The organism is Sphingomonas sp. BL-S-29, from assembly GCF_055521495.1.
This window is the reverse complement of record NZ_CM145482.1, coordinates 4,973,834-4,999,640: the sequence shown is the minus strand read 5'-3', so window position 1 is coordinate 4,999,640 and position 25,807 is coordinate 4,973,834. Positions and strand designations below refer to the sequence as shown.

The 25,807-nt window shown below is 65.3% G+C and carries 21 protein-coding genes; 10 read left to right on the top strand and 11 right to left on the bottom strand.

Annotation, left to right across the window (positions count from 1 at the left end; translation table 11 throughout):
- The first annotated feature begins 108 nt into the window (after nt 1-108).
- Together ACZ1I2_RS23600 and ACZ1I2_RS23595 are read left to right on the top strand one after the other, a co-directional pair.
- The gene (locus ACZ1I2_RS23600; RefSeq protein WP_465175610.1) at nt 109-2,304 is read left to right on the top strand and encodes a hypothetical protein; all 2,196 of its coding nucleotides are present in this window, start codon (nt 109-111) and stop codon (nt 2,302-2,304) included.
- A 4-nt stretch (nt 2,305-2,308) separates the two neighbouring features.
- Complete coding sequence (locus ACZ1I2_RS23595; RefSeq protein ID WP_465175611.1) at nt 2,309-2,686, top strand: hypothetical protein; 378 nt, start codon at nt 2,309-2,311, stop codon at nt 2,684-2,686.
- 63 nt (nt 2,687-2,749) lie between these two features.
- Here ACZ1I2_RS23595 and ACZ1I2_RS23590 read toward each other — a convergent pair whose 3' ends face one another.
- From ACZ1I2_RS23590 to ACZ1I2_RS23565, 6 genes are read right to left on the bottom strand one after another with little or no spacing between them, the layout of a single operon-like run.
- Nucleotides 2,750-4,135, bottom strand: coding sequence for a DUF899 family protein (locus ACZ1I2_RS23590; protein ID WP_465175612.1), 1,386 nt, complete (start codon nt 4,133-4,135; stop codon nt 2,750-2,752).
- A gap of 27 nt (nt 4,136-4,162) precedes the next feature.
- Nucleotides 4,163-4,624 carry an SRPBCC domain-containing protein gene (locus tag ACZ1I2_RS23585; RefSeq protein ID WP_465175613.1) on the bottom strand — a complete coding sequence of 154 codons (462 nt, stop codon included), beginning with the start codon at nt 4,622-4,624 and terminating at the stop codon, nt 4,163-4,165.
- Nucleotides 4,621-5,109, bottom strand: coding sequence for a VOC family protein (locus ACZ1I2_RS23580; RefSeq protein ID WP_465171778.1), 489 nt, complete (start codon nt 5,107-5,109; stop codon nt 4,621-4,623). The genes ACZ1I2_RS23585 and ACZ1I2_RS23580 overlap by 4 nt, the downstream gene beginning before the upstream one ends.
- 16 nt (nt 5,110-5,125) lie before the next feature.
- Nucleotides 5,126-5,905, bottom strand: a complete 780-nt coding sequence (locus ACZ1I2_RS23575; protein WP_465175614.1) for a VOC family protein — start codon at nt 5,903-5,905, stop codon at nt 5,126-5,128.
- 41 nt (nt 5,906-5,946) lie between these two features.
- Nucleotides 5,947-6,666 (bottom strand): DUF1428 domain-containing protein, encoded by a 720-nt coding sequence (locus tag ACZ1I2_RS23570; protein WP_465175615.1) that lies wholly within the window; start codon nt 6,664-6,666, stop codon nt 5,947-5,949.
- A 52-nt stretch (nt 6,667-6,718) separates the two neighbouring features.
- The gene (locus ACZ1I2_RS23565; protein ID WP_465175616.1) at nt 6,719-7,159 is read right to left on the bottom strand and encodes a VOC family protein; all 441 of its coding nucleotides are present in this window, start codon (nt 7,157-7,159) and stop codon (nt 6,719-6,721) included.
- Between the two features lie 75 nt (nt 7,160-7,234).
- On the opposite strand from ACZ1I2_RS23565, the gene ACZ1I2_RS23560 reads away from it, so the two are divergent.
- The 5 genes from ACZ1I2_RS23560 (at nt 7,235) to ACZ1I2_RS23540 (ending at nt 12,141) form a co-directional block, all read left to right on the top strand.
- Entirely contained in the window at nt 7,235-7,954 is a 720-nt protein-coding gene (locus ACZ1I2_RS23560; protein ID WP_465175617.1) for a winged helix-turn-helix transcriptional regulator, read from the top strand.
- A 106-nt stretch (nt 7,955-8,060) separates the two neighbouring features.
- Nucleotides 8,061-9,065: a cobaltochelatase subunit CobS gene (gene cobS / locus ACZ1I2_RS23555; RefSeq protein ID WP_465175618.1), complete on the top strand. Its 1,005-nt coding sequence runs from the start codon at nt 8,061-8,063 to the stop codon at nt 9,063-9,065.
- Nucleotides 9,066-9,281: 216 nt separating this feature from the next.
- Nucleotides 9,282-10,061 (top strand): hypothetical protein, encoded by a 780-nt coding sequence (locus ACZ1I2_RS23550; protein WP_465175619.1) that lies wholly within the window; start codon nt 9,282-9,284, stop codon nt 10,059-10,061.
- A complete protein-coding gene (gene cobT / locus ACZ1I2_RS23545; RefSeq protein ID WP_465175620.1) occupies nt 10,058-11,887 on the top strand; it encodes a cobaltochelatase subunit CobT in 1,830 nt (609 codons plus the stop codon). The genes ACZ1I2_RS23550 and cobT overlap by 4 nt, the downstream gene beginning before the upstream one ends.
- Nucleotides 11,888-11,901: 14 nt before the next feature.
- Nucleotides 11,902-12,141, top strand: coding sequence for a ribbon-helix-helix domain-containing protein (locus tag ACZ1I2_RS23540; protein ID WP_465171786.1), 240 nt, complete (start codon nt 11,902-11,904; stop codon nt 12,139-12,141).
- 50 nt (nt 12,142-12,191) lie between these two features.
- Here the strand turns inward: ACZ1I2_RS23540 and ACZ1I2_RS23535 are convergent, their stop codons facing one another.
- The gene (locus tag ACZ1I2_RS23535) at nt 12,192-12,767 is read right to left on the bottom strand and encodes a manganese efflux pump MntP (RefSeq protein ID WP_465175621.1); all 576 of its coding nucleotides are present in this window, start codon (nt 12,765-12,767) and stop codon (nt 12,192-12,194) included.
- A gap of 336 nt (nt 12,768-13,103) precedes the next feature.
- Between ACZ1I2_RS23535 and ACZ1I2_RS23530 the strand changes: the two genes are divergently transcribed.
- The 3 genes from ACZ1I2_RS23530 to ACZ1I2_RS23520 are packed head-to-tail and all read left to right on the top strand — an operon-like array spanning nt 13,104 to nt 16,634.
- A complete protein-coding gene (locus tag ACZ1I2_RS23530; RefSeq protein ID WP_465175622.1) occupies nt 13,104-15,680 on the top strand; it encodes a TonB-dependent receptor in 2,577 nt (858 codons plus the stop codon).
- On the top strand, nt 15,680-16,432 hold the full coding sequence (locus ACZ1I2_RS23525; RefSeq protein WP_465175623.1) for a tetratricopeptide repeat protein: 753 nt from the start codon (nt 15,680-15,682) through the stop codon (nt 16,430-16,432). Before ACZ1I2_RS23530 ends, ACZ1I2_RS23525 begins: the two co-directional genes overlap by 1 nt.
- A 46-nt stretch (nt 16,433-16,478) precedes the next feature.
- Nucleotides 16,479-16,634 carry a hypothetical protein gene (locus ACZ1I2_RS23520; RefSeq protein WP_465171790.1) on the top strand — a complete coding sequence of 52 codons (156 nt, stop codon included), beginning with the start codon at nt 16,479-16,481 and terminating at the stop codon, nt 16,632-16,634.
- On the opposite strand, the gene ACZ1I2_RS23515 is transcribed toward ACZ1I2_RS23520, so the two are convergent.
- The 4 genes from ACZ1I2_RS23515 to ACZ1I2_RS23500 all read right to left on the bottom strand — a co-directional run bounded on the left by ACZ1I2_RS23515 (nt 16,631) and on the right by ACZ1I2_RS23500 (nt 25,748).
- Entirely contained in the window at nt 16,631-21,241 is a 4,611-nt protein-coding gene (locus tag ACZ1I2_RS23515) for an NAD-glutamate dehydrogenase (protein WP_465175624.1), read from the bottom strand. The genes ACZ1I2_RS23520 and ACZ1I2_RS23515 overlap by 4 nt on opposite strands.
- A gap of 206 nt (nt 21,242-21,447) precedes the next feature.
- Nucleotides 21,448-23,013: a terminase gene (locus ACZ1I2_RS23510; protein ID WP_465175625.1), complete on the bottom strand. Its 1,566-nt coding sequence runs from the start codon at nt 23,011-23,013 to the stop codon at nt 21,448-21,450.
- Nucleotides 23,006-23,551 (bottom strand): helix-turn-helix domain-containing protein, encoded by a 546-nt coding sequence (locus tag ACZ1I2_RS23505; RefSeq protein ID WP_465175626.1) that lies wholly within the window; start codon nt 23,549-23,551, stop codon nt 23,006-23,008. Before ACZ1I2_RS23505 ends, ACZ1I2_RS23510 begins: the two co-directional genes overlap by 8 nt.
- Before the next feature lie 454 nt (nt 23,552-24,005).
- The gene (locus tag ACZ1I2_RS23500) at nt 24,006-25,748 is read right to left on the bottom strand and encodes a DUF262 domain-containing protein (RefSeq protein WP_465175627.1); all 1,743 of its coding nucleotides are present in this window, start codon (nt 25,746-25,748) and stop codon (nt 24,006-24,008) included.
- Between the last annotated feature and the right edge of the window lie 59 nt (nt 25,749-25,807).

The following is a 25,807-nucleotide window of genomic DNA, read 5'->3' as shown; positions in this document are numbered from 1 at the left end:
CACGGCGCCGGTCGATTCAACCTGCGCGCGCTCCGTCCTAAGCCCCTCCTGAACCAAAGGAGGAGCGCATGACCGCCATTTCCCTCGATACGCGATCGGCGCACTGAGATGCCGACAGTCCCCACGGAGCAGAACCGCGCGGGCATCGCCGGCGTGACGGATGCAAAACTCCAGCCCGGTGATTATGCCGGCACTGGCCTGCAGGCGCTCGGCGCCGGGATGCGGCAGCTCGGCGGTACGGGCGCGACCATCGCCGGCGAGATGCGGCCGCGGCAGGATCGCGACGACGAGCTCGAGGTCAAGAAGGCGTGGAACGCCTATGCCGAAGGCGCGCGGGGCATCCGGGCGGAGGCGCTCGGCAAGTTCGACACCGATCCGCAGGGCATGCTGGACAGCCTGACGCGGGATTATGGCGGCTTGCGCGACTGGATCCGCAGCGGGTTGAAGAACGAGCGCCAGCGCGGCCAGTTCGACCATGTCATCGCCGAGCGCTTCGATTATGACCTCTCCGGCGCGCTCGGCAGCGCCGAACAGGCGATGCGGCGCGGCCAGGAGCAGCAGAGCCAGCGGATCGAGCGCAATGCGGCCGACGATGCAGTCGACACCCGGGACGATCCGGCGCTGTTCGACAAGCATCTGGAGACCGGGGTGGAATCGCTGGTGGCCCGGGCAAGGGCGCGCGGCGAGGACCCGGCCATGATCAAGCGCAGCGTGACCGCCTATCGCTCCGGCGTCCAGCGCCGCGCGGTGCAGGACATGGTCGACCACGATCCGATCGCGGCGGCCAATCGTTATCGTCTGGCACGCGACGGGATGACGCCCGCGGATCGGCAGGCAACCGAAGAGATGATGTTCGAGCCGCTCGCCCACCAACTGGCGGCGCAGGAGGTGGACAAGCACCTGCTTCCCGAAGAGTGGGACGGCACGCTCTCCCCCGAACGGCGCGCGGCGATCGCGCAGGAGATCGAGGCCCAGCCCCTGAGCGGCGCACTGAAGCGCTATGCCCTGGACGATCTGGAGGATCGCGGCGCGTTCCAGGCGCGTGCCCGCAAGCAGGCGGCGGACACCGCTCGCGAAGCCAGCCTCGCGACCGCCGGGCAGCTCGGATCGGACTTCACCTCGATCACGCAGATCCCCGCCGCCGTGCGCCGCGATCTCGACGACGCGACCGATCAGGCGTTGCGGCGCCTGGCGCTGGCCAATCTCGATCCTACGCCGGCCGCCCCGGGCGGCGAGGCGGCGCTGATGATGAACATCATGGCCTCCGAAAACCCGGCCGCGTTCGCCAAGCAGGACCTGCGACTGATCCGCGCCAAGGTCACGCCTGAGGAGTATGCGAGGTTCGGCCGGATCCCGCAGGGGTTAGCGACAACAGGCACTTCGACGCGGCGGTGCGTGTTCAGCGCGATGGCTGGGGATGACCTCCAGTTTGTTGTGCCCATCGTACGCGGGGAAGTGGTCGACGCGAGCTATCAGGACGTACCCGAACCAATCCAGGCAGACGAGCCAGGGAAGGCCTCTACTCCGGCCGACATCGAACCGGAAGATGGAACAACCATCAGCCAGCCGATGACCGAACGACAGAAGCGCGAATATGACACGACGCATGGTTTTCTATCAGGTTTGGGCAATATACTCGCGGGCCGAAATTGGGACGGCACCGAAAATGGAGCCTACAAGGATAGATCAGACGCAGCTTTGGCGGGGCAGCGTGAAATAAACGACGCAATGTCCGCGCCCCTCAGCTCGGACTATCATGCAGTAAATCCTGGCCTCTCCTTCTTCGACTATCCGGCAGAGAATCGGGGTATCTACAGGTGGCATTTGACTGGCAATGGCATTGCCGCCGGAGTTCTCGACTTGGCCGCTGTCCTGCCCTGGGGCAAGGCGGCGGGCTTTCTGAGAACCGAGTTTAGCGCTGCGGATAAAGGAGTTGCAAACCTTGTTCCGCGCTTGGGGTGGAAGGGCGTGGATACTGCTCATCATAATGCAAACGTGCTTGTCAGTGATGCGTCAGGAAAGATCGTCACCCACCAGCGCCTCGTCAGCGGAAGCATGACCGCGGAGGAAAAGGCCTTGGGGTTCCCCAAGAGTATGCTGGCTTCACATACCGAAGCTCGTGCCGTCCGGGGACTCGATCTGCGTCCAGGTGATACCGTGACGATCACTGGGCAATTGCCGCCCTGCAAGCCATGTCGGGGGGCGATGAATCGAGCTGCGACTGAAGCGGGCGCAACAATCAAATATCAATGGCGTGAGGGCGGAAAGACACTAACTTGGCTAGCGACGCCGAAACGGAAGTGAGAGAATGAAGACAGCATTTTTGGCCAAGGCAGCCAGCTTCAGTGATGATGGAGATGCGACGCTGTTGGCGTTTGCGGACGACCCGTTTGAGCCTGCTAACTATGTCATGCTCGACTTGGCAAATGAGCCGGACGAGCAGGAGTTGAGGCTGGGCCTCGATGGCATCCATATCGATGCTGGGGCGCTACGTGTTGAAGGGTATGACTTGGTTGAAGATATCCGCGAAACCGATACGGGCATTGTTATAAGTCTCACTTCGGATGCTGCCCAGAAGGCGGGAGTCGGGCAGGACATCGAGATCGAACTCGAAAGCAAGGTTATCGACGGCGTCGCTGTTGGTGAGGCAGTCCGGAGGTTCAAGGATCGCTTGCCGTCGTTATAGGAGGCATCGATCAGGACCGCGGAAATTGCGCGAGGGCCCGCACCAGCATTCGCTGGCCGCGGGTCAGTAAGTCAGCTTCGGGAAGAACTCGCCGCGCCCCTCGGGAATCAGGTCGAGCAGCCCCCAGACCGGATCTACGAGGTCGCCCGCACGGTGATGCTGCCCCGGCTCCTCGGGCGCGAAGACCAGTTCGCTGCCCCAGAAATGCCGGATCGTGTCCCCGTCTTTCCGGAAGACGTTGAACATCGTCTCGTCCCAGTTCTGACCGTCTTCCAGACCGCGCTCGGCGCGCATCGCCGGCGAGAATCCCGCCGTGTCGCCGAAATAGTCGGCGTCATAACTGTTTCCGGCGGTGGACAGGAAACGGAGATGGTTCCAGCCACGATCCTTCGCCCAGGCGACCAGCCGTGCGATCGGTGACTTGGCGACGATCCACATCGGCACGCGCTGCGACACATGCCGCGCGGCACCATCCAGGCCGTCGAGCAGATGCGTGCAGCCGGGACAGGGCAGGTCGCGCTCCGGCCCGTACATGAAGCTGTACAGGATCAGGCTCGGCTTGCCGTCGAACAGCTCGGAAAGCGTCACCTGCTCGGGCCGTTCGAACGCGCCGATCCGCTCGAACACATATTCCTCCGCCACCACCCCACCCGGCGGCAGCGCGCGGCGCATCGCGGCGACTGTCTCGATCTGCCGGCGCAACGCCATTTCCGCATCCAGCAACGCATTGCGCGCCGTCCGATAGTCCTGGCTCTCATTGGGAAAGGCGAGATGTTCCATGACGATAGCTCCTTGTCGCGCCATCTTCTCGCGCCGGGCGATCTCCAGTGCGGACGGCGCCTGTGTCGCGAACGATCCGATCGGCACCGGCCCGGCAGGCTCATAGGTCGCGATGATCACGCCCGTGGTCGATACCTTCGACTCGACCAGTGTCATCGCGCCGGATGTCACGCCCTCGGCGAAGAGCCGTTTCCCGCCGCCCAGCACCACCGGAAAGGTCATCAGGAACAGCCGGTCGATCAGCCCCGCCTCGAGCAGCGCCGGATAGAGCCTGGTGCTGCCCTGGATCAGCAGGTCGGGGCCCTGGCTCGCCTTCACCCGGGCGACGCCCGCCGCCGCATCGCCGTTGATCGCGACCGAATTGATCCAATCCAGCGGTTCGGTCGACGACGTGACGACATATTTGGTCACCGCATCGAACTTCGCGCCGATCGGATCGCCAGGCTGGAAAGGCCAATAGGCGGCGAAGATGTCATAGGTGAACCGCCCGAGCAGCAGGTCGAAATCGCCGTCCAGCACGTCGCCCATATGCTGGCCCATCACGTCGTCCCACAGGGTGGCGCTCCAGCCGCCCAGGGTGAAGCCGCCGGTCGGGTCCTCCTCGGGCGCGCCCGGGCCCTGCATGACGCCGTCGAGCGACTGGAATGCGCCCGCGATGATCTTTCTCATGGGAATACTCCCTTTAGGCCGGCCGATTCAGGCTTTGGCCGTCTCCGCCTCGGCCAGCGCGGCGAGCTGTTCGGCCACCTTGCCCCAGCCTTCGACAAAGCCCATCGCCTCATGCTGCTTCAGCGCATCCTCGCTCCAGTGGCGCGCGCCGGCGGTGTAACGGGTCTTGCCGCCCTCGTCGGCGAACTCGAAAAAGCCCAGCATGAACGCGGTCTGTGGTATCCACCCCGCTCTGAACGCATCGGTAAAGACGAAGCGCCGGCGCGGCACCACCTCCAGGAACACGCCCTCCATCGCATGCGCCTCACCCTCCGGTCCGTGCATGATCATCGCGGATCGCCCGCCCGGCCGCCAGTCCTGCTCGACGATCTCGGTCGTCCACGGCCTGGGGCACCACCATTCGGCCAGTCGTTCGGTGGCGATCTGCCACACCAGGGCGACGGGCGCGTCGATCAGCCGGGTGACCGACAATTCATGCGCCGCGCTCATGCCGCGACCTCCCCGGCCAGCGCCCGCTCGATCGTCGCGATGTCGATCTTGCGCATCGTCATCATCGCCTCCATCGCGCGCCCGGCGGCTTCCCGGTCCGGGTTGGTCATCGCATCGCTCAGCGCGCGCGGGGTGATCTGCCAGGACAAGCCCCATTTGTCCTTGCACCAGCCGCACGCGCTCTCCGCGCCGCCATTGCCGACGATCGCGTTCCAGTATCGGTCGGTCTCTTCCTGGTCCTCGGTATGAACCTGGAAGGACACCGCCTCGTCGAAGGTGAAGGTCGGTCCGCCGTTGAGCCCCAGAAAGGGCATGCCCAGCACCGTGAAATCGACCGTCAGCACATCGCCCTGATGCCCGCCGGGAAAGTCGGCCGGCGCGCGGTGGACCGCGTCGATCCGCGAATCCGGAAAGGTGGCGGCGTAAAAGGCCGCGGCCTCCTCGGCCGTGCCGTCATACCAGAGGCAGGGGGTGATCTTCGTCATGACCTTCTCTCCTTTCTTACTGGCCCGGCCCGACCACGCCGAACATCACGCCGAGCGGATCGCTCGCGACGATGATCCGGTCCCCGCCGGGCACTTCCATCGGGCCGGCATGGACGGTTCCGCCATTCTTCACGACCTTGGCGGCGGCTGCCTCGATATCCGGGGCGCGGAAATAGAATTGCCAGGCGGAAGGCTGGCCCTGTGGCGGCGTCTGCATGGTCGCGCCGATCGTCTGGCCGCCCGCTTCGACGAAGATATAGTCGCCCATGTCGCCCATCGGCATCTTGTCCGGATAGGTCCAGCCGAACACCTCGGCGTAGAAGGCGTTGGCGCCGGCCTGGTCGGGTGTCGACAGCTCGTTCCAGTTGCACTTGCCCATGCCCATCCGGTCCCAGGCGGTGCTGGTCCCGTCGCTGGCGCCGCGCATGATGTAGAAGGGAATGCCCTGCGGATCGGTCACCATCGCGACCCGGCCGACATCGGGAATGTCCCAGGCGGGCATCACCACCTTGCCGCCGGCCGCCTTGATCTTCTCGACCGAGGCATCGACGTCGTTCACGCCGATATAGAGGAGCCAGGTCGGCTTCGCGCCGCCCGCGACCATCGGCTCGGTCAGACGGAGCACGCCGCCGACGAATTCGCCATTGTTGCCGCTGTCGATCATGCGGTAATCCATGTCGCCGGCCGGCTTGTCCTGCACCGTCCAGCCGATCACGTCGTCGTAAAAGGCCTTGGACGCCTCGGGATCGGTCGTCATCAGCTCGTACCAGATCGGCGTGCCTTCGGGATTGGTCATCGTCGCTCTCCTGGGATTGGGGGCTTGGGGAGGATTTGGGTTCAGGCGTCGAGGATAGGGGCGAAGCCGCCATAGACCATGCGCTTGCCGTCGAACGGCATCTCCTGGTCGGCGGACGGCTTCATCCGCTCATCCTCCATCACCTTGGCCATGCCGGCATCGCGGGTCGCCTTGTCGGGCCATTCGACCCAGGAGAAGACGATGTTTTCGCCGTCGGTCGCCGCCACGGCGCCCTGGAAATCGGTGACCTCGCCCTTGGGCACATGATCGCCCCAGGCCTCGACCACACGCGTCGCGCCGTGATCGCGGAACACCTCGGACGCCAGGCCCGCGAGGCTGCGATAGGCGTCCTGCCTGCCGTCCTCGACCGGCACCAGATAGCCATCGACATAGCCGGTCGATCCGCCCGAACCATGATCGAGCAACGGCGCGAAACCGCCATAGATCATGCGCTTGCCGTCGAACGGGCAATTGGCCATCTCGGCCATGCGCGGGTCTTCCATCATCTTCTGCATGCCGGATTCGAGCAGCTCTTTCGAAGGCCATTCGATCCAGCTGAACAGCACGACCTCGTCGTCCTTCGCCTTCACCGCGCGCTTGAAATCGGTGACGGTGCCGTCCGGCACCTCGTCGCCCCAATTCTCGACCATGCGCGTCATGCCGAATTCACGGAAGAACGGCACTGCCCTGGTGGCGTGTTCGATATAGGCCTGTTTGTTGGCGGCCGGTACGGCCAGCACGAAACCCTGAATATAGGTCATCGCTTCTCTCTCCTCGCTCGCTGCCCGCTCATGAAGGCAGTCGTTGTGACGTTCAGGCGTCGACGGTTTCGCTGCCGGACATGGCGGCCATCGCCGCGTCGACGTCCATCCAGGTCAGCTCGATGATATGGCCGTCGGGATCCTCGAAACTGCGGCCGTACATGAAGCCATGGTCCTGCGCGGGAACCGGGTCGGGCCGGGCTCCGGCGGCGATCGCCCTGCCAAGCGTCGCGTCGACGTCATCGCGGCTATCCTCCGTCAGGCAGATCAGCACTTCGCAGATGGTACGCGCATCGGCGATCGTCTTGGACGTGAAATCGGCGAAGCGGGCGTGGCTCAGGACCATCAGGCTGATCGTATCGGAGAACATCAGCAGGGCGGTGGTGTTTTCCTGGCAGAAGCGCTCGTCCTTCGTCGCGCCGATCGCCTGGTAGAAGACGGCCGAGCGCTCGACGTCCGCCACGGGCAGGTTCACGAAGATCATCTTTGGCATGGCCAATCCTTTCCTGTGCGTTTCTGGCGAATCACTGTTTGACGGTGATGACTCATCGGGTTATTAAAAGCAACCATGGAGTTAGAAAAAATAACCGACTCGTCGGAGGCGCCGGACAATGCGCCCAAAAAGACGGAAAAGCGTTGGTATGACGATGCTTGCGGCACCGCGCTGGCGATGGAACTGGTCGGCGAGCGCTGGTCGCTGCTGATCGTGCGCGAATTGATGTTCGGTCCGCGTCGCTTCGGCGAATTGAAGAAGGCGCTCGGCGGGATCAGCGCGAACGTGCTGACGCAGCGGCTCGAGGGCATGGAGGAGGTCGGCATCCTCACCCGCCAGAAATTGCCGCCGCCCGCCTCGGTGCAGGTCTATGGCCTCACCCCCTGGGGCTATGCGAGCGAAACCGCGATCCAGGAGCTTGGCCGCTGGGCGGTCCAGTCGCACCGGCATGACACCACGCTGCCGCTCAGCGCCGCGTCGATCATGCTGTCGTTCCGCACGATGATCGACCGCTCGCGCTCGGGCGAGGTGAACCGCACGATCGGATTCCGCTTCGGCGACGACGAGTTCGTCGCGACCGTCGACGTGGCGGGCATTGCGATTCGCCGCACTGATCCGCGCGAGGCGGATGTGATGCTCGATACGGACCCGGTGACGCTCGCCTCGGTCGTCTATGGCGGCCGCCCGATCGGAGACGCGGAATCGGCCGGATCGTTGACATTATCGGGCAATCGGGGGCTTGCGGAGCAGTTCGTCACGCTGTTTCCGTTGCCGCCCAAGACGGGTTCGGCTTGACGAACTCTGTTTCCGTTCGCACTGAGTTTGTCGAAGTGCCGTTCTTCCTTCTCGATCGTTGAAGAGGAGCAGGGCTTCTGCAGATCAGCCCGAACGGTACGAGGTCATGACGGACATACCCAACACCCAGCCCGACAGCCGCGAGACGACGATCATGGACGCACCCGACAAGAGGGTGAAGGTCCGTGAGCTCTTTGGCATCGATTCGGACATGGAGGTTCCCGCCTTTTCGGAAGCCGACGAGCGCGTGCCCGATCTCGATCCGGCCTATGTGTTCGACGGCGACACCACGCTCGCGATCTGCGCCGGCTTCGCGCACAATCGCCGCGTGATGGTCCAGGGCTATCACGGCACCGGCAAGTCGACTCATATCGAGCAGGTCGCAGCGCGCCTGAAATGGCCTTGCATCCGCATCAACCTCGATGCGCATATCAGCCGCATCGACCTGGTCGGCCGCGACGCGATCGTGCTGAAGGATGGCCAGCAGGTCACCGAATTCCGCGAAGGCCTGCTGCCCTGGGCGCTGCAGACCCCGACCGCGCTCGTGTTCGACGAATATGATGCCGGCCGTCCGGACGTCATGTTCGTCATCCAGCGCGTGCTCGAGACCGAGGGCAAGCTGACCCTGCTCGACCAGAATCGGGTGATCCGCCCGAACCCCTGGTTCCGCCTGTTCGCCACCGCCAACACGGTCGGCCTCGGCGATACGAGCGGCCTCTATCACGGCACGCAGCAGATCAACCAGGGCCAGATGGACCGCTGGAATATCGTCGTCACGCTCAACTATCTGCCCGCCGCGGTCGAGGCGCAGATCGTGCTCGCCAAATCGGGCGAATATGACAAGCCCGAGGGCAAGCAGGTCGTCGACAACATGGTCCGTGTGGCGGATCTCACGCGCCGTGGCTTCGTCAACGGCGACATCTCGACCGTGATGAGCCCGCGTACGGTCATCACCTGGGCGCAGAACGCGCTGATCTTCGGCGATGTCGGCTTCGCCTTCCGCCTCAGCTTCCTCAACAAGTGCGACGAGGCGGAGCGGGCCCTGGTCGCCGAATATTATCAGCGCGTGTTCGGCAAGGATCTGCCCGAGAGCGTGGTCGGCAAGGGTTGAGCCTCGGTTCCACCCATAATCTTCTTCCCCGGCGAAGGCCGGGGTCCAGTTGGGGGACTTTTCTGATCGGCCGAAGCGCCCGTCTCTTTCTGTTCCGGAACTGGACCCCGGCCTCCGCCGGGGAAGCTCTAATCGGGTGATGTCGAGGTGTTGGCAATGAACGTCAGGCCCGGCTTCCCTCCCGGCAATAGTAGATTGGCAAAAGCGACGGCCGTCATGGCCGCCGTAATCCTGCTCACCGCCGCCAAAACCCCCGACTACAAGGTCAAGCCGGCTTCGGTCCCGCTGCTTCCCGGCCGCACGCTCAAGGGCGAGCAGATCGCCGTCCCCGGCGCGATCATCGCCCAAAGCCCGCTCGGCCGGCCGGAAACGGTGCTGCTGGTCGATCCGATCGACCTCGACCGGCTCGGCCAGAAGCGCCATTTCACGCGCGAGACGGTGTTCGAATCCGCCCGCGTCGATGGCATTCCGGGCGATCCGCCCGTGGTGTTCTGTGAAACCGAGCAGGATCCGTCGCTCGCCAAGGCAATGGTCGGCTCGATGGGCTTCGGCCTGGTCGGTCTGCTCAGGCCGACCAAATTGGTGACGCGCTATTGCCTCTACGATACCAATGACGACGAGACGCTCGACCATGCCATCCTGATCGGCGCCAAGGGCGATTCGGGCCGGGCGCCCTTCGCCATCGCTCCCGCGCATTACGGCCTGATCCGCGGCATGCTGCTAGGCAATGGCAGCGAGCTCAGGTTGCGCTATGCCGGCACGGCGGGCGAGAAGGACAGCCTGTCCTTCGATGCCGAGCTGGTGCTCTACGGCATGAACCGCCCGCTGCCCGAGACGCGGCACAAGATCTCGATCGCGAAGCTGCCGGCCTATGGCGTGATCCAGGGCGCGGTGGTGACCGTGCTCGAATTCGATCCGGAAACGAAGATCGCGCGGGTCAGGATCGACCGCGATCTTGCGCCGGGGCGTTTGGTGGTGCCAGAGCAGAAGCCATGACGACGGAAACGCCCCTCGATCGCTTCAAGGCCGTGCTCGGCGGCGCCGCGCGTGCGATCGCGCATGAGCCCGAGATCGAGCTCGCCTTCACCGCCGACGCGCCGACTCAGTCGGGCAAGCATATCAAGGTGCCGATGCCGGCGCGCACCCTGCCGGCAGACCAGGTCGCCGAGGCGCGCGGCTTCGCTGATGGCTTCGCGCTGCGCCTGCGCCACCATAATGCCGCGATCCATGCCAGGCAGGCACCGGCCGAGGCAGTTGCGCGCTCCGTGTTCGACGCGGTCGAGGGCGCCCGGGTCGAAGCGCTGGGCGCGCGCGGCTATGCCGGCATCGCGGCCAACCTCGCCACGGCGCTCGACCTGAAACTGCGCGCCGATCCGATTACCCGTGCCCGTAACCGCGACGAAGTGCCGCTGTCGACCGCGCTCGGCCTGATGGTGCGCGAGCGGCTGACCGGCGCTGAGGCGCCCGCCGTCACCGCGCCGGGCATGGCGCTGGTGCGCGACTGGATCGAGCAGAAGGCAGGCAAGGATCTCGACGCGCTGGCGCTGGCGATCGACGACCAGCGCGCCTTTGCCGGCCTCGTCACGCGGCTGCTCGAGGATCTCGATCTGGTCGAGGGCGACATGATCCCCGACGAAGCCGATGAAGGCGGGTCCGAGGACGAAGGCACGGACGAACAGAATTCGGACGAAGGCGAGGACGGCGAGGGCGAAGGCGAGCAGGGCCAGGGCGAGATCGAGGCCCGCGGTTCCGATCGCGACGCCGAGTCGCAGGACGGCGAGAGCGCCGACGCCAGCGACGACGAATTCCAGGACATGGACGGCGAAGCGGGCGATGACGGCGACGAGGGCATGCTGCCCGTCCGCCCCAATCGCCCCTTCTCCGATTTCTCGCCGCAGTTCGAATACAAGGCGTGGACGACCAGCTTCGACGAAGTGATCGCCGCGACTGACCTGTGTGACGCCGAAGAGCTTGCGCGCCTGCGCTCCTATCTCGACCAGCAGCTCGTCCATCTCCAGGGCGCGGTGACCAAGCTCGCCAACCGGCTGCAGCGCCGGCTGATGGCGCAGCAGAACCGCAGCTGGGATTTCGATCAGGAGGAGGGGCTGCTCGATGCCGCTCGCCTCGCGCGCGTCGTGGTCAACCCGACTCAGTCGCTGAGCTACAAGATCGAACGCGAAACCGATTTCCGCGACACCGTCGTCACCCTGCTGATCGACAATTCGGGGTCGATGCGCGGCCGCCCGATCTCGATCGCGGCGATCAGCGCCGACATCCTTGCCCGCACGCTCGAACGCTGCGGCGTGAAGACCGAGATCCTCGGTTTCACCACCCGCGCGTGGAAGGGCGGGCAGGCGCGCGAGACCTGGCTTGCCGCGGGTCGTCCGCCCCAGCCGGGCCGGCTCAACGACGTGCGCCATATCGTCTACAAAAAAGCCGACGAGCCGTGGCGCCGCGCGCGCACCTCGCTCGGCCTGATGATGCGCGAGGGGCTGCTCAAGGAGAATATCGACGGCGAAGCGCTGCTCTGGGCGCACAGCCGACTGGTTGCGCGGCCCGAGGAGCGCAAGATCCTGATGGTCATCTCGGACGGCGCGCCGGTCGATGATTCGACGCTCAGCGTGAACTCCGGAAGTTATCTCGAACGCCATCTGCGCCAGGTGATAAACTGGATCGAGACCAAGTCCCCGGTCGAGCTGGCCGCGATCGGCATCGGCCATGACGTGACCCGCTATTATGCCCGCGCGGTGACGATCATGGATGCCGAACAGCTCGGCGGCACGATTATCGAGCAGCTCGCCGCGCTGTTCGACACTGACTGAAAGAGCGGGGACGAATGATCGCCGCGCCGCCTGGCGGGTTTGTCGGCCCGGTCAAGCGATCGGTGACGATCGCCGGTCACGCGACGTCGATCAGCCTGGAGCCTTTGTTCTGGGAGGCGCTGGAGGGCGCGGCCGAGGCACGCACCCTGCCGCTCAATGCCTTGATCGCGGAGATCGACGCGCTGCGCATCACGGTCGATGACCCGCCCAATCTGGCTAGCGCCTTGCGAACGTGGTTGCTGGCGCAGCACTAACCCAACCGTCACCACAAACGTTTCGCCTGTCCGTGTCGGCACGGTCGCCCTCAGGCCGTTAGATGCGTGTACAGGATCAGGCTCCCAATCACGATCAGTGTGAGCCCACCCAGCACCTCAGCGTACCGGCCGAGAAAACTGCCGACATGTTTGCCGATCAGTACGCCGGTGGTTGCCACGATCGTCGTGATGCCGCCGATCACCAGACATGCCGTGACGATATTGATGTCGAGAAAGGCAAGACTCACACCCACCGCTGTCGCGTCGATGCTGGTCGCGATCGCCGTGGCCGCGAGGCTCAGGAGCCCATGAGGCCGGTTCGGCCGATCCATACCGTCCGTCTCCTCTGCGGGCTTGCTTGCCTGCCAGAGCATATGCAGGCCCACGCCGCCCAGGAGGGTGAAGGCCACCCAATGATCCACCTCGGCGATCCACGCGCTCAACACCAGCCCGACCGCCCAGCCGATTGCCGGCGTGATCGCCTCGAAGAAACCGAAGATGACACCAATGCGTAGCGCGTCGCGCCACCGGGTCGAATTGCCGTCAGCGCCCTTGCCGATCGCGGCGGCGAAAGCGTCGACCGACAGGCTGAGGCCAAGACCGCCCAGTGTGAGAATTCCAGTCATATCATTCTTCCCGAGGCCGTCGACAAACGATGTGGAGTCACCTCTGGCCTGAAAGAGGAATCACATCGTTGGTCTTGCCGGGCTGGCGCATGCGCCGCTGCCGTCGCCACGAACCGCGCCAAAGGCCGGGTCCGAGTATGTTGACGAAGGCCCTGCTCGAAGCAGGTGGCTACTCCCCAAGGAAGCGTCGCGATAGCACCATCGATGCAGCGGTCAACCAGCGTTGCCCTCACGAAGCCGAATTGCCGCGGAAATACGAGTGAGAATAGCTCTCAATAGCGTTGACAATGAGAGTGACTCGCAATAGCCGGACCTCGACACCAAAGGGGACAGAAATTGCGTACTTCCAGCACTTCTCGCCGCACGCCCATCGCCAAGCCGGCCTTCCTGGCGCTGTCGTGCGTTGGCGCGTTCGCCAGCAGCACGGCCTATGCCGCCGATGACCCCGATCCCAAGGCGACCGATGCAACCGACGAGCAGGGCCGCGACGATGACGTGCTCGTTACCGGTGCGCGCGAAAAAGCGCCCAAGCAGGTCGCAGCCCCGGTGAACACCCCCAAGTCGATCGTCGTCCTGCCCAAGGAAGTGATCGAGCAGACTGGCTCGGCCAGCCTGCAGGACGCGCTGCGCACCGTGCCCGGCATCACCTTCGGCGCGGCCGAGGGCGGCAACCCGATCGGCGACCGCCCGTTCATCCGTGGCTTCGACAGCCAGGGCTCGACCTATGTCGACGGCGTGCGCGATCTTGCGGCGCAGACCCGCGAAGTGTTCGCGGTCGAAGAGATCCAGGTCGTGCGCGGCTCGGACTCGACGCTCGGCGGTCGCGGCAGCGCCGGCGGCTCGATCAACATCGTGTCCAAGCTGCCGACCGACCGCACCTTCGTGAACGCATCGGCGAGCTTCGGCACCGCCGACTACAAGCGCGTGACCGTCGATGCGAACTACAAGCTCAACGACACCATCGCCTTCCGCATCGAGGGAATGTGGCACGACCAGGACGTCGCCGGCCGCGACGCGATCTGGCAGCGCCGCTGGGGTGTCGCGCCGTCCGTCACGATCGGGCTGGGTACCGACACCCGCCTGACCGCATCCTATTACCACCTGACCAGCCATGAGCTGCCCGACAGCGGCATCCCCTATCTCTATACGATCGGCAACGCGCCCGGCACCGGCGACATCTACAGCGCGCCCGCGCTTGGGGACATCACCACCATCGGCGGCACCAAGGGCCATGTCGATCGCTCGACCTATTACGGCCTGGTCGACCGCGACTTCCGCGACGCGACCACTGATCAGGCGACGATCCGCGTCGAGCATGATTTCGGCGGGCTGACCCTGCGCAACACCTCGCGCTTCACCCACAATTATCAGGCCTATATCTTCCTGCTGCCCGACGACAGCACCGGCAACGTCTATGGTACGTCGGCGACCCCGCCGGCCGCCGGCAGCGCCGCTGCGACACGCGGCGATATCCTCACCGGCGGTTATTTGTGGCGGCGTGCCAACACCCGCTACGGCTATTCGCAGAGCATGGTGAATCAGACCGACCTGTACGGCTCGTTCAACACCGGCAGCGTCAAGCACAACATCTCGATCGGCGCCGAGTTCTCCTGGGAGAAGGCGCGGCGCGGCGCCTTCGTCACACGCGGCTATCTCAACGCCACCACCGGCGTCGAGATCCTGTCGACCGGGTCGACCGTGAGCCCGCGCTGCAACACCGCCACGGTGTCGCGCTATTATTGCACGAGCATCTTCAATCCCAACCCGAACGATCCCTGGGTGAACTATGCGAGCGACACGTCGACCGTGTCGGCGCCTATCTCGAAGATGATCCCGATCGAGGAAACCCAGAACGACGCCAACACACAGAGCGTCTATGGCTTCGACTCGATCACGCTGCTGCCGTCGCTGATCCTCAACCTCGGCGCGCGCTACGATCGCTTCAAATCGGTGCTGACGCCGGGTCAGGCCTATGCGGCGACGCAGACGGTGCAGCTCGAGCGGGTGGACAATCTGTTCAACTGGCAGGCGGGCCTGGTGTTCAAGCCGACGTCAGAGACCAGCCTCTACGCATCCTACGCCACCGCGGCGACCCCGCCGAACGCCCTGCTGGGCGAAGGACAGGAGGCGAACGCGCTGCCGACGACCGATACGGCGGCCAATCTCCTGCTGCTCGACTCGCTGAAGGTCGAGAAGACCAAATCCTATGAGGTCGGCGCCAAGGCCAATCTGTTCGACAGCAAGCTCGCGCTCAGCCTCGCCGGTTTCCAGACCGATACCGACAATGCGCGCGTCACGGGCCCGGGCAATACGGTGGAATTCATCGGCAAACGCCGCATCCGCGGTGTCGAATTCACCGCCAGCGGCCAGATCCTGCCCGGCTGGACGATCTTCGGCGGCTATACCCATCTCGATCCCAAGATCGTCGATGGCGGTTTCACCGCGCTGACGGCGGCGGCGATCACGCAGACGGTGGGCGGCGTGACGACCACCATCCAGGCCGCGAAGACGGTGCTGGTGCCGTCGGTCAACAATGGCAAGCAGGCGACCCAGACCGCGCGTGACAGCTTCACGATGTGGACCACGGTCGAACCGGTCAGGGGTTTCTCGATCGGTGGAGGCGCCTTCTACACCAGCCGGGTGTTCGGTGGTTATGCCGACAACCGCGCGGCGACCCAGACCAATGCGGGCGTGGTCACGGTGAGCCCCGCGACCAAGATACTCTACCGCACGATCCCGGAATATTGGCGCTTCGATGCGCGGGCCTCCTACCGGTTCAACCGTAATTTCGAACTGTCGGTCAACGTCCAGAACCTGACGGACAAGACCTATTTCAACCAGGCCTATACCTCGCATTATGCCGCGATCGCGCCCGGCCGCTCGGCCTTTGCGACGCTGAACGTCCGTTATTGATGACGGCGGCCCTCGATCTCGACGGGCTGACCGCTGACGACATCGCCGCGCGCCTCTCGGGTCCTCCCGAGGAGCGCGCGGCGTTCGTTCGATCGGCGGCGGAGGCCGGTATGGCGGAAGCGCAGGCGGTGTACGGGCAGATGCTGCTCGACGGCGCCGGCGTGGCGAAGGACGAGCCCGCCGCGCTCGCCTGGTTCACCAGGGCGGCGGCGCAGCATCACCTGATAGCGATCAACATGGTCGGCCGCTGCTACGATCTCGGCTGGGGCACCGCGCCGGACAAGGCGCGCGCGGCGGAATGCTACCGCATCGCCGCCGAGCGCGGGCTCGACTGGGGTATGTATAATTATGCGACGCTGCTCGCGCTGGGTGCCGGCGTGGCGGAAGACAAGGCCGCGGCGCTCGACTGGTTCCAGCGCGCCGCGAAACTGGGCAATGCCAAGGCGATCAACTTCGTCGGCAGCTTCCATGAGGATGGCTGGGTCGTGCCGCGCGACATGGCGAAGGCCGCGCGCTGTTATGCCCGTGCCGCGCGCGGCGGGGATTTCCGCGGCTGTTTCAACCATGCGCGGATGCTCGGCGCCGCGGGCAGGGCTGATGAGGCGATGGACTGGCTGAAGCGCGCCGGCGAGACCGCGACGCCGGCCTTTGTCGACAAGGCGAGCGCCTGGCTGGCCAGTGCCGACCTGCCCGCCTTCCGGGTGCGCGGCGTCCAGGCGTTGCGCACGGGCGCAAACCGCATTTCCTCTTAATCTTTGGGCAAGCGGTCGCGCGTACATCTCGGCTCAGGAGAGCGAGATGTTCCAGACACGGCACGACCTGTTCGACCGCGCGCGCGTGGGTGCCCGCGATGACGAAGAGCACGGCGACCCCATGCGCGGCCTGTTATATGCCGTGCCGATCAGCCTGACGATCTGGGCCATCATCCTCTGGCCGTTGCTGGGCCTGATCTAGCGCCCCAGCAGTACCCGCGCCTGGCCGGCGATCTGCGCCAGCATCGCGGCGTTCGGTGCCGGGGCGTGCCGGGCACGGTCCACCACCGACTTGAACTGCGCGACGCGGCCGGCATTGGCGGCGAGCCATGTCTCGACCAGCGCCTGTGGATCGCCGCCGCCGCGGCCGAGGAATTCGAGCCGCAGCTGCTGGAAATCGCGCGCGAGGCCCGCGATGAGCAGCCGCTCCCACGGATCGCTCGACGCGATGCGCGCGGCATTGGCCTGCGCCCAGTCGAGCCCCAATGCCTGGCCGAGCCGGGTGAAGGCGCGCGTCAGCACCGCTTCGTCCAGCCCGAGCCGCTCGCCGAGATCGGCCAGGCCGACCGCGCCGTCAAGCTCGAACAGCCGCACCACCTTCTGCACCAGCTTCTTCGGCGCGCCGGCCGCCTCCAGCGTGGCGGCGATGCGCGCGCTCTGCGCGCTCGCTTCCTCTAGCAGCAGGGCCTTGGTCTGCCGGTCGAGTTGCGCGGTGCCCTTCGCCAGCCGCGCCAGCGCCGGGCCCGGTCCAGTGCCGGATCGCACGACGCGCAGCAGGTCGGCGATCTGCGAGCGGGTGGCCACCGCCACTTCCTCGAACAGCGCGATGCGCGCACCCTCGGGCATCACCGCGGTCTCGATCTCCGCCCAGAGCGCGGGAAGGCCGAACAGCCGTTCGGTCACGACGAACATCGCGGCGATGTCGCTCATCGCGGCGCCTTCCTCCTCGGCCAGCTCGAACGGGTGGAGCACGCCGAGCCGGTTGACGATGCGGTTGGCCAGCTTGGTCGCGACGATCTCGCCGCGCAGGCGATGCTCGTCGATCGCCTTGCCGAACTTCCTGCGCATCGCCGGCGGGAAGGCGGCGTGGAGATCGGGCGCCAGTTCGGTGTCGAGGCCGAGATCGGCGAGTTCGATCGCTTCCTGCAGCGCCAGTTTGGCGGTGGCGAGCAGCACCGCCAGTTCGGGCCGGGTGAGGCCATGGCCTTCCTGCGAGCGGCGCAGCAGATCGTCGTTCGAGGCAAGCCCCTCGACCGCGCGGTCGAGTTTGCCCGATGCCTCGAAAATCTCGATCAGCCGGACATAACTCGGCACCGCCTGCGCGCCGTCATTCTCCGCGATCGACAAGGCGAGCGTCTGGAGGCGGTTATCCTCCAGCACGATGAATGCGACATCGTCGGTCATCGCGGCGAGGAAGCTGTTGCGCTTCTCGTACGCCAGCCGGCCCTCGATCATCTCGCGGTTGAGCGCGATCTTGATGTTGACCTCGTTATCCGAACAATCGACGCCGGCCGAATTGTCGATGAAGTCGGTGTTGATCCGCCCGCCATGCGAAGCGAAGGCGATGCGGCCGGCCTGGGTGACGCCGAGATTCGCGCCCTCGCCGATCGCGGTGGCGCGGATCTCCTCGGCGTTGACGCGGAGGCGATCATTGGCCGGATCGCCGACCTGGATGTTGTTCTCGGACGCCGCCTTCACATAGGTGCCGATGCCGCCGAACCAGATCAGGTCGACGGGCGCCTTCAGGATCGCCGAGATCAGCGCGCCCGGCTCCATCTCGCTCGCGTCGAGCCCGAGCGCGGCACGCACCTGTTTCGACAATTTGATCGTCTTGTCGGTGCGCGGGAACACGCCGCCGCCCTTGGAGATCAGCGAGGGGTTGTAGTCAGCCCAACTGGAGCGCGGCAGCGCGAACATGCGGTTGCGCTCCTCCCAACTCGCGGCGGGGTCGGGATCGGGGTCGAGGAAGATATGGCGGTGGTCGAATGCCGCGACGATCTTCAGCGTCTTCGAGAGCAGCATGCCGTTGCCGAACACGTCGCCCGACATGTCGCCACAGCCGACCACGCGGATCGACTCGCGCTGCACGTCCACGCCGCGCTCCGCGAAGTGGCGCTGGACCGAGATCCAGGCGCCCTTGGCGGTGATGCCCATCGCCTTGTGGTCGTACCCGACCGAGCCGCCGCTCGCGAAGGCATCGCCCAGCCAATAGCCATGGTCGAGCGCGATCGCATTGGCCACGTCGGAGAAGGTCGCGGTGCCCTTGTCGGCGGCGACGACGAAATAGGGGTCCTCGCCGTCATGCACGATGACATGCGCGGGATGGACGACCTTGCCCTCGACGATGTTGTCGGTGATCGACAAGAGCGAGCGGATGAACACCCGGTAACTCTCGGTCCCCTCGGCCAGCCACGCGTCGCGGTTGGCGACGGGGGGCAATTGCTTGGGATAGAAGCCGCCCTTGGCGCCGGTCGGCACGATCACCGCGTTCTTCACGCGCTGCGCCTTCATCAGGCCGAGGATCTCGGTGCGGAAGTCGTCGCGCCGGTCCGACCAGCGCAGGCCGCCGCGCGCCACCGGGCCGGCGCGCAGATGGATGCCCTCGACCCGGGGCGAATAGACCCAGATCTCGCGCCACGGCACGGGCGCGGGCAGGCCGGGGATGAGGTGGCTGTCGAGTTTGAACGCCAGCGCCGTCTGGCCTGCGGGGGCGAAGGCGTTGGTGCGCAAGGTCGCCGCGATCACATTGCGCAGCGCGCGCAGGATGCGGTCGTCGTCGATCGCCGAGACCGCGTCGAGCCCCGCATCGATCGCCGCGTCGGCCGCCAGGATCGCCTCGATCTTTGCCTTTCGCGCCGGATCATGCGCCGCGCCGAAGCGCTCGATCAGCGCGGCGGCCACTTTCGGCGCACGCCGCAGCGCATCGACCACCGTCGCCAGCGAATAGGGCAGCCCGGCCTGGCGCAGATAGCGGAACCAGGCGCGGAACAGCACGACCGAGGCGGGCGCCATGCCCGCATCGACGATCAGCCGGTTGAACGCGTCATTCTCCGCCCCGGCCTCCAGCACGGCGGCGATCGCGCCCTCCAGCACCGCGGGCTCGCCGCGCGCCGGGTTGGCGCTCTCGACCAGGAACTCATGCACGAACCCCTGCGCGTCGTCGTTCAACGCGGTCGGCACTTCCTCGATCACGCGGAAGCCGAAATTCTCCAGCACCGGCACCGCGTCCGACAGCGGCAGGGCGCCGCCGACGCGGTAGATCTTGAGCCGCGTCGCGCCCTTCGCATCGCGGAACAGCCGCACCGAGCGGTCGCCGGGCGTATCGAGCCGGCACAGGCGCAGGATGTCGCGCGCGGCCTCCTCGGCGCTGCCCGCCGCGCGATAGCCTTGCGGGAAGGTCGCGGCATGGCGCAGCGCGAGGCGCGTGGCGCGCGCCGGCTCGACTGCCTCGGCCAAAGCCGCCTCGACCGCCGGCACCCAGCCGCGCACCATGCGCGCGATCCGCGCGTCGAGCGCCGCCGTATCGGGCATCACGCCCTCGCCGCGCAGATCGATGGTGTAGCGGATCTGCGCGACCACGCTGCCCTCCATCGAGATGCCCCAGTTGAGCAGCCCGCCATGCGCCGCCTCGGCCAGCATGTCGCCGATCGCGACGCGCCGCGCGGTGGTCAGGTCGTCGCGCGGCAACCACACGAACGCGAACAGATGCCGCCCCAGGATCGAGCGCACCAGCACCAGGGCCGGGCGCGGCCGGTCCGCCAGCGACATCGCGGTCAGCGCGACATCCTCCAGCGAGGCGACGTCGAACGCGGTGATCAGGTCGTGCGGCAGCGAGGCGAGCGCATGGGTGAGCGCCTTGCCGGTATGCCCCTTGGGATCGAAGCCGAACTTCGCCTCCAGCGCGGCGAGCCGCGCGCGCAGCACCGGCACGTCCTGCGGCGGCGCGTTGAGCGCGGAACTGGTCCACAGCCCGGCATGGATCGAGAGACCGGTGACCTTGCGCCCCTCGCGGATCGGCACCAGCACCAGGTCGAGCGGGACATGGCGGTGCACGCCCGAGATTTGGTTGGACTTGAGCAGCAGCGGCGCTTCCCCGCCCTTTTCGAACCACGCCATGGCGAGCGCGCGCGACGCCTCGGCGAGGATCGGCACGCTGTGCGGGTGGCGCGCGATGCCCAAGGGCTTGTCGCTCTTGCCCTGCCACAGCTCATGGCCGAGCAGGGTGAAGTTGCGGTCGAGGAACCACAGCAGCAATTCGCCGCCCTCGCTCGTCCCCAGCGCCTCCGCGTCGGAGGCCATGCGCGCCTGCATCGGCGCCCAGTCGTCCACCGCGGAACGGACATCGGCCAGGTTGCGCTCGAGCGCGGCGAGCAGGTCGCGGCGTTCGCGCGAATCGGCGCGCTCCATCTCGATATAGATCATCGATTCGGGCTTGCCGCCTTCGCCGCTCGCCCCGCCGACGCTGGTCAGCGCGCCGGCCGCATCGCGCGTGACGCTCAGCACCGGGTGGATGATGCGATCGATCACGATGTTCTGCGCGCCGATCGTCGCCGCGATCGAATCGACCAGGAAGGGCATGTCGTCATTGACGATGGCGAGTCGCATCGTGCGGCGCGGCTCGGACCCGGCGATCGGCTCCAGCGCGAGCACTGGCTTGCCCGGCGGCCGCGTCTCCGCGGTGGCGGCGACGAAGGCGGCGGCATCGGCCCGCTCGGCCTTGCCGAACCCCTGCAATTCCCCCGGAAGTGCGCCCTTGGTCAGCCGGGCGGCAAGCGCGTCCGACAGCGATTTCAGCGTGGTCTTGGCCATGCGGGCCCTATGCTCCCGCAAGAAAATTACCTCAACCCTTGTGGCGCTGCACAATGGATTCGGGGGGAGGGTATCCTCCCCGGAACGGGGAGGGGGACCGCGCTTGCGCGGTGGAGGGGGGCTTCCGCAAACGGTACGGCTGTGGAGAGCCCCCTCCACCATTCGCTGAAGAAGCGAATGGTCCCCCTCCCCGTGTCGGGGAGGAGTTAGTAATAGTCCTCCCGCAGCTCGCGGTAGAGATCGTAGCCGTCGTCCAGGTCGCGGTAGAGGTCCTCCTCCTCGTCCCGGCTCCGCCTTTGCTCCGTCACGCCGTAGCGCGACGGGTCGAGCCAGCTCGGATCGCGGTGCAGCACCGGTTCGGCGAAGGTCAGCGCCAGCGCGTCGGCATCGTCGGGGGAGCCCAGCCCGCGCGCCTTCATATGCTCCTTCTTCTCGAGCAGGATCGACACCTGGTCCGCGGCATAGCCATATTCGACCCCGGTCAAATCGGCCGCCAGCGCCTCCTCGTCGGGGATCGCCCCGCCGGACAGCCAGCCGCGCATGTTGGTCCACATCTCGGAGCGCTTGTTGGCGCATTGCACCCGCATCTCGCCGGCCCAGATCGCCTCGCGGCCCTTGCCGCCGAACCACACCTCATGCACGTTGGGCACGCCGAGCTGGCGCAGCCGGTCGACCACCGCGCCGCCGATATTGCCGGCATCGACGAAGATCGCATCGGGATGGAAGCCCTGCACCTGCAGCGCGACGTCGCCCGCCATGGTCATTGCGTCCACTCCCTGCCAGCGTTTCCACGGCCGCGTCCGCGCATCCCGCCCGCAGCGGATGGCAAGGGTCGAATGATCGTCGCCGAAGCGCGCGCAATCCAGGCCGAAGATCACCGGATCCCAGGTCACCCCGCCGAACAGCTCGCGTGCCCGCGCCGCCGCGACCAGGTCATGCCCGATGAACTGCATCGAGGAGTTGGACGGGAATTGCCCGCGCACCCGCACCCGCACCACGTCGCTGTCCTCGCCGTACGTCGCGACCAGCTCGTCGAGATAGGCGCGGTTCACCCCCTCGACCGAGCGGCTGTCGATCTGCCGCCCGTTCCACAAATGCCGGTGCCGCCCGAAACAGTCGCGGAAAGGCCCCGTATTGTGCGTCGGGTTGCCGAAGGCGAGGAACAGGATCTCGGTCCCCTCGTCGGTCAGCGCGCCCAGCGCCACCTCCCACACTTTCGGCGCGATGCCCGATGCCTCGTCGAAGATCAGGATGATGCGCTTGCCCTGGTTGTGCAGCCCGGCGAACGCCTCGGTATTGGCGACGCTCCAGGTGACGAGATCGCACCGCCAGCTCCGGTCGTGCCCCGCCACGGTGGAGACGAGCGACGTCGCCGTCGCGCTGAACCAGTCCTTCGTGATCGACAGATTATGCCATTTTACGATCTCCGGCGCGGTCTTGGTCAGCAGCTGCACCTCGGTATTGGCGGTGGCGACGATGCGCGTGTCGATGCCGGTGTCGAGCCCCCATTTGATCAGCATCGCGATCAGCGCCGACTTGCCGATGCCGTGGCCGGAAGCACGCGCGATGCGGCACGGCATGTGCCGCGTGGCGGGATCGGACAGATGCGCGCCGATCGTCTCCATCACCTCGCGCTGCCACGCGCGCGGGCCCGAGACGCCGGCGAGCGGACCTTCGCCCCAGCAATAGGCCATCCGGGCATGGCCGAGGGGATCATGCGCATAATCGAGCATTTGTTCGAACAGCGCGTCACAGCCGGCATCGTCAGCCATCGCGGCGACTCCTCATATGAGCTTTGACGGGAATGTAGAGGGGGGCGGGGACAGGGCCGGCAATGGGCCCGGGCGGCTGTTCTCCGCCCGGCGGCGGCGGGAACTGGGCGCGCTTGTGCTCGGCGACGCGGGCGAGCGCCTTTTCGACCATCCGGGCGGCGCTGAAATCGCTCCTTTCCTCCTCGGCCATGCGCCATTTCTTCGGATTGCGGACGCGGAGCCATTGCAACGCGGCGTTGGGATCGGGCGGCAGATGGAGCTGGTAGGTCGCGTAGACGGGATCCGGATCGCCGACGTGCTTGAACACCCTGGTGCGCTCCACGCTGCACCCGACGGCGCGGCAATAGAGCGCGCGCTCGACGCGGGCGTCGGCATGCTCCTTGCCCGCTACGACAGCTTTGGCGAACTCCTCATGGGTGTTGCGCCAGCGGTAGATGGTGCGGACGCACACATCGAAATGCTCGGCGAGTTCGTCATCGGTGGCGCCGAGGCGGCAGAGGTGGCGGGCCTGATCGGCAAAGGCGGGTTCGTAGGTCATGGCGCTGTGGATAGCGCTGGTGGGGGGAGGTTTGAATCAAGGGGTGGGTGTTGGGAATGTCAGGAGGGTTGGTGACATTGTGGCATTTGATGTCTGACAAAATTATTGATATAAATCAATATGATGAAGGGTTAGGGCGAGCGCCCAGAGATTCTCTGGAGCGCGGGACGTCTAGTCAGGAAGCACCTCGACGCGCCACCGCCACGAAGAATAAAGGTACTGCCCGCCGCCTTCGCGATCTGTCAATTTGGCTTGCAGCCTGAAGCGCGTACCGACTGGATAATCGGTGCATAGCGACTTCGCGCATTCGACAGCTAATGTCGGTGAGAAGGGCCCACCGACAACTGGCCGGATGTGAACCCTACCATGTTTTCCTGCAGTGGATCGCGGGACAAAGCTCTCCACAACAACCGATAGGTATGGCTCATCATGTTTCGCCATGGTCCGGCCCCTTTTACACGCCAAGAACGGTCGCGATCCGTGAGCGAAGCCGCTCACGACGATCGGTGTAAAACCGTTCAAAATCCTCCATGGTTTCTGGCACCTCGCCAAGATCGTGCATTGCGCTGTAATGTGCGCGGTCACCGGGGTTTGGGTAGTGGGCTAAAAGCCAGGTCTTTGGTAGCGCATCGCGTTTTTCAGTATTCGCTGTCCCTTCAAGGAGCTGCAGATTCGGCAATTCATTTGCCTTTCGGGCCAGCGCCTCAATTTGGTTCTCTTGTACACCCGACTTTCGCAAGCGGGCCTCCGTAAAACGCGAAATCGGGAACACATGGTCCATGTGAAACTGATTCCGCAGATTGACGAACGGAAACAGGAGGGAGAGGAGCGCAAACATTCGCTTATCGCCATATTGCAGCGACAGCATGTCCTCGACCTCGGCTGGGGAGAATGAAAGCGCCTTACCGCGGGAATCCATGACCTGCTCCAGCTCGACGGCCGGAAAAGCGTCGTCGCCCTTCTGCTGGATTACGTCGCGCAACGCCGTGAGGAGTGTATCGAGGCCGCTTCCCCAGATGCCCGAGGCTTTCAGCAATGAGCGGATCAGCCATGAGTGAATCGTCGCCCGGTCGGTCGCAAACTGGTTGCTTAGCGAGTAATTTGCAGGTGCTTTGCGATGATAGAGATAGTAGGCGATCGGCAACAGGGCGCTGTCAGCGCGCAGCGTCTGACCGTTCAGCCCGAAGCTAGAGGCGAGTTCGACTGTTCGAACCAGCGCTGCGCGGATCGCGGGCCAATTGGCTTCCAGCCGCTCCATATTGGCCTGTGTGAAATTCTCTACCTTGAACCCAACGCTCGCTATGTCGGAGAGCATCAGTCCGGCTTTGAGCACGAAGTCCTGACTCAGCGCAAAGCCGGTCCCAATACGGTTGATCTCATCCACGAGTGAGTGGATCTCCGATCGCGCATCGATTTTCTTCCACTGCGCCACGGCGACGCTGAGCAGAAGGTCGGAGTAGGACAAGATAGTCCCGCCCGAATTCAGGCGAATGAAAATGTTGAGTACGCGTTCGACATCCTGCCCTTCCTCCTCATAGTAATTGATGAGTTGGTTGGTTTTCACCACATGATACAGCTTGGTAAGCATCCGGAATGCGGCCTTGAGTGCGTCGCCTGAAAGCCCGGCGTCCACCAGAAAATCGTTCAGATCGGCGGAATCATTAACCGCCATGATATCGGGAACTTTATACCAGAACGCGCCTTCGTCCCGTTCCACTTGTGCGTCATCGAGAAACCGAAAATCATAGACGAGTCCGTCCTCATCCGGCTCGGCCGAGGCGAGTAGGTTGAGCCGCAAGGATCGTTTTGGAAATGCGTCCGGGTTGTTCCACCATTTGCTGGGTAGCTTCATCGCCATCGATCCACGCAGGCCGATGTTAAGTGCGGTCAGGCGCTGCTGCCCATCGAGAACGGCAGTTACGGTTTGATCGTGCAGTGGCGGCAGTTCCGGGCAATGCGCCGCATCACGCTGATGAAAGTTGAGCACGAAATCATAGAATTTGAACTTACCGCTTGTCTCCGGCTTTACAGTCCAAAATAGAAAAGTTCCGAACGGGTAGCCCTGCATCAAGCTATCGAAAAGTCGCTCGATCTGCTCCGGCTTCCAAACGAATTCACGTTGGATGGCCGGAAGAACATAAGTCTTACGCTGAATTTTCTCGAGCGCTGCCGCAATTGTTCCGCCTGGCTTATACATTTTCGCTATCCCCGCCCGGCTTGGTCAAGTTCGACTCGCCGTCTCCGTTGGACGGGAGT

Bases quoted from the DNA above. Each gene is read 5' to 3' on its own strand.
- ACZ1I2_RS23570 (WP_465175615.1), bottom strand. From the start codon at position 6,666: ATGACCTATATTCAGGGTTTCGTGCTGGCCGTACCGGCCGCCAACAAA.
- ACZ1I2_RS23500 (WP_465175627.1), bottom strand. From the start codon at position 25,748: ATGTATAAGCCAGGCGGAACAATTGCGGCAGCGCTCGAGAAAATTCAG.
- ACZ1I2_RS23560 (WP_465175617.1), top strand. From the start codon at position 7,235: ATGGAGTTAGAAAAAATAACCGACTCGTCGGAGGCGCCGGACAATGCG.
- cobT (WP_465175620.1), top strand. From the start codon at position 10,058: ATGACGACGGAAACGCCCCTCGATCGCTTCAAGGCCGTGCTCGGCGGC.
- ACZ1I2_RS23585 (WP_465175613.1), bottom strand. From the start codon at position 4,624: ATGAGCGCGGCGCATGAATTGTCGGTCACCCGGCTGATCGACGCGCCC.
- ACZ1I2_RS23520 (WP_465171790.1), top strand. From the start codon at position 16,479: ATGTTCCAGACACGGCACGACCTGTTCGACCGCGCGCGCGTGGGTGCC.
- ACZ1I2_RS23540 (WP_465171786.1), top strand. From the start codon at position 11,902: ATGATCGCCGCGCCGCCTGGCGGGTTTGTCGGCCCGGTCAAGCGATCG.
- ACZ1I2_RS23600 (WP_465175610.1), top strand. From the start codon at position 109: ATGCCGACAGTCCCCACGGAGCAGAACCGCGCGGGCATCGCCGGCGTG.
- ACZ1I2_RS23535 (WP_465175621.1), bottom strand. From the start codon at position 12,767: ATGACTGGAATTCTCACACTGGGCGGTCTTGGCCTCAGCCTGTCGGTC.
- ACZ1I2_RS23590 (WP_465175612.1), bottom strand. From the start codon at position 4,135: ATGAGAAAGATCATCGCGGGCGCATTCCAGTCGCTCGACGGCGTCATG.
- ACZ1I2_RS23595 (WP_465175611.1), top strand. From the start codon at position 2,309: ATGAAGACAGCATTTTTGGCCAAGGCAGCCAGCTTCAGTGATGATGGA.
- cobS (WP_465175618.1), top strand. From the start codon at position 8,061: ATGACGGACATACCCAACACCCAGCCCGACAGCCGCGAGACGACGATC.
- ACZ1I2_RS23510 (WP_465175625.1), bottom strand. From the start codon at position 23,013: ATGGCTGACGATGCCGGCTGTGACGCGCTGTTCGAACAAATGCTCGAT.
- ACZ1I2_RS23550 (WP_465175619.1), top strand. From the start codon at position 9,282: ATGGCCGCCGTAATCCTGCTCACCGCCGCCAAAACCCCCGACTACAAG.
- ACZ1I2_RS23515 (WP_465175624.1), bottom strand. From the start codon at position 21,241: ATGGCCAAGACCACGCTGAAATCGCTGTCGGACGCGCTTGCCGCCCGG.
- ACZ1I2_RS23575 (WP_465175614.1), bottom strand. From the start codon at position 5,905: ATGACCAATCCCGAAGGCACGCCGATCTGGTACGAGCTGATGACGACC.
- ACZ1I2_RS23565 (WP_465175616.1), bottom strand. From the start codon at position 7,159: ATGCCAAAGATGATCTTCGTGAACCTGCCCGTGGCGGACGTCGAGCGC.
- ACZ1I2_RS23580 (WP_465171778.1), bottom strand. From the start codon at position 5,109: ATGACGAAGATCACCCCCTGCCTCTGGTATGACGGCACGGCCGAGGAG.
- ACZ1I2_RS23505 (WP_465175626.1), bottom strand. From the start codon at position 23,551: ATGACCTACGAACCCGCCTTTGCCGATCAGGCCCGCCACCTCTGCCGC.
- ACZ1I2_RS23525 (WP_465175623.1), top strand. From the start codon at position 15,680: ATGACGGCGGCCCTCGATCTCGACGGGCTGACCGCTGACGACATCGCC.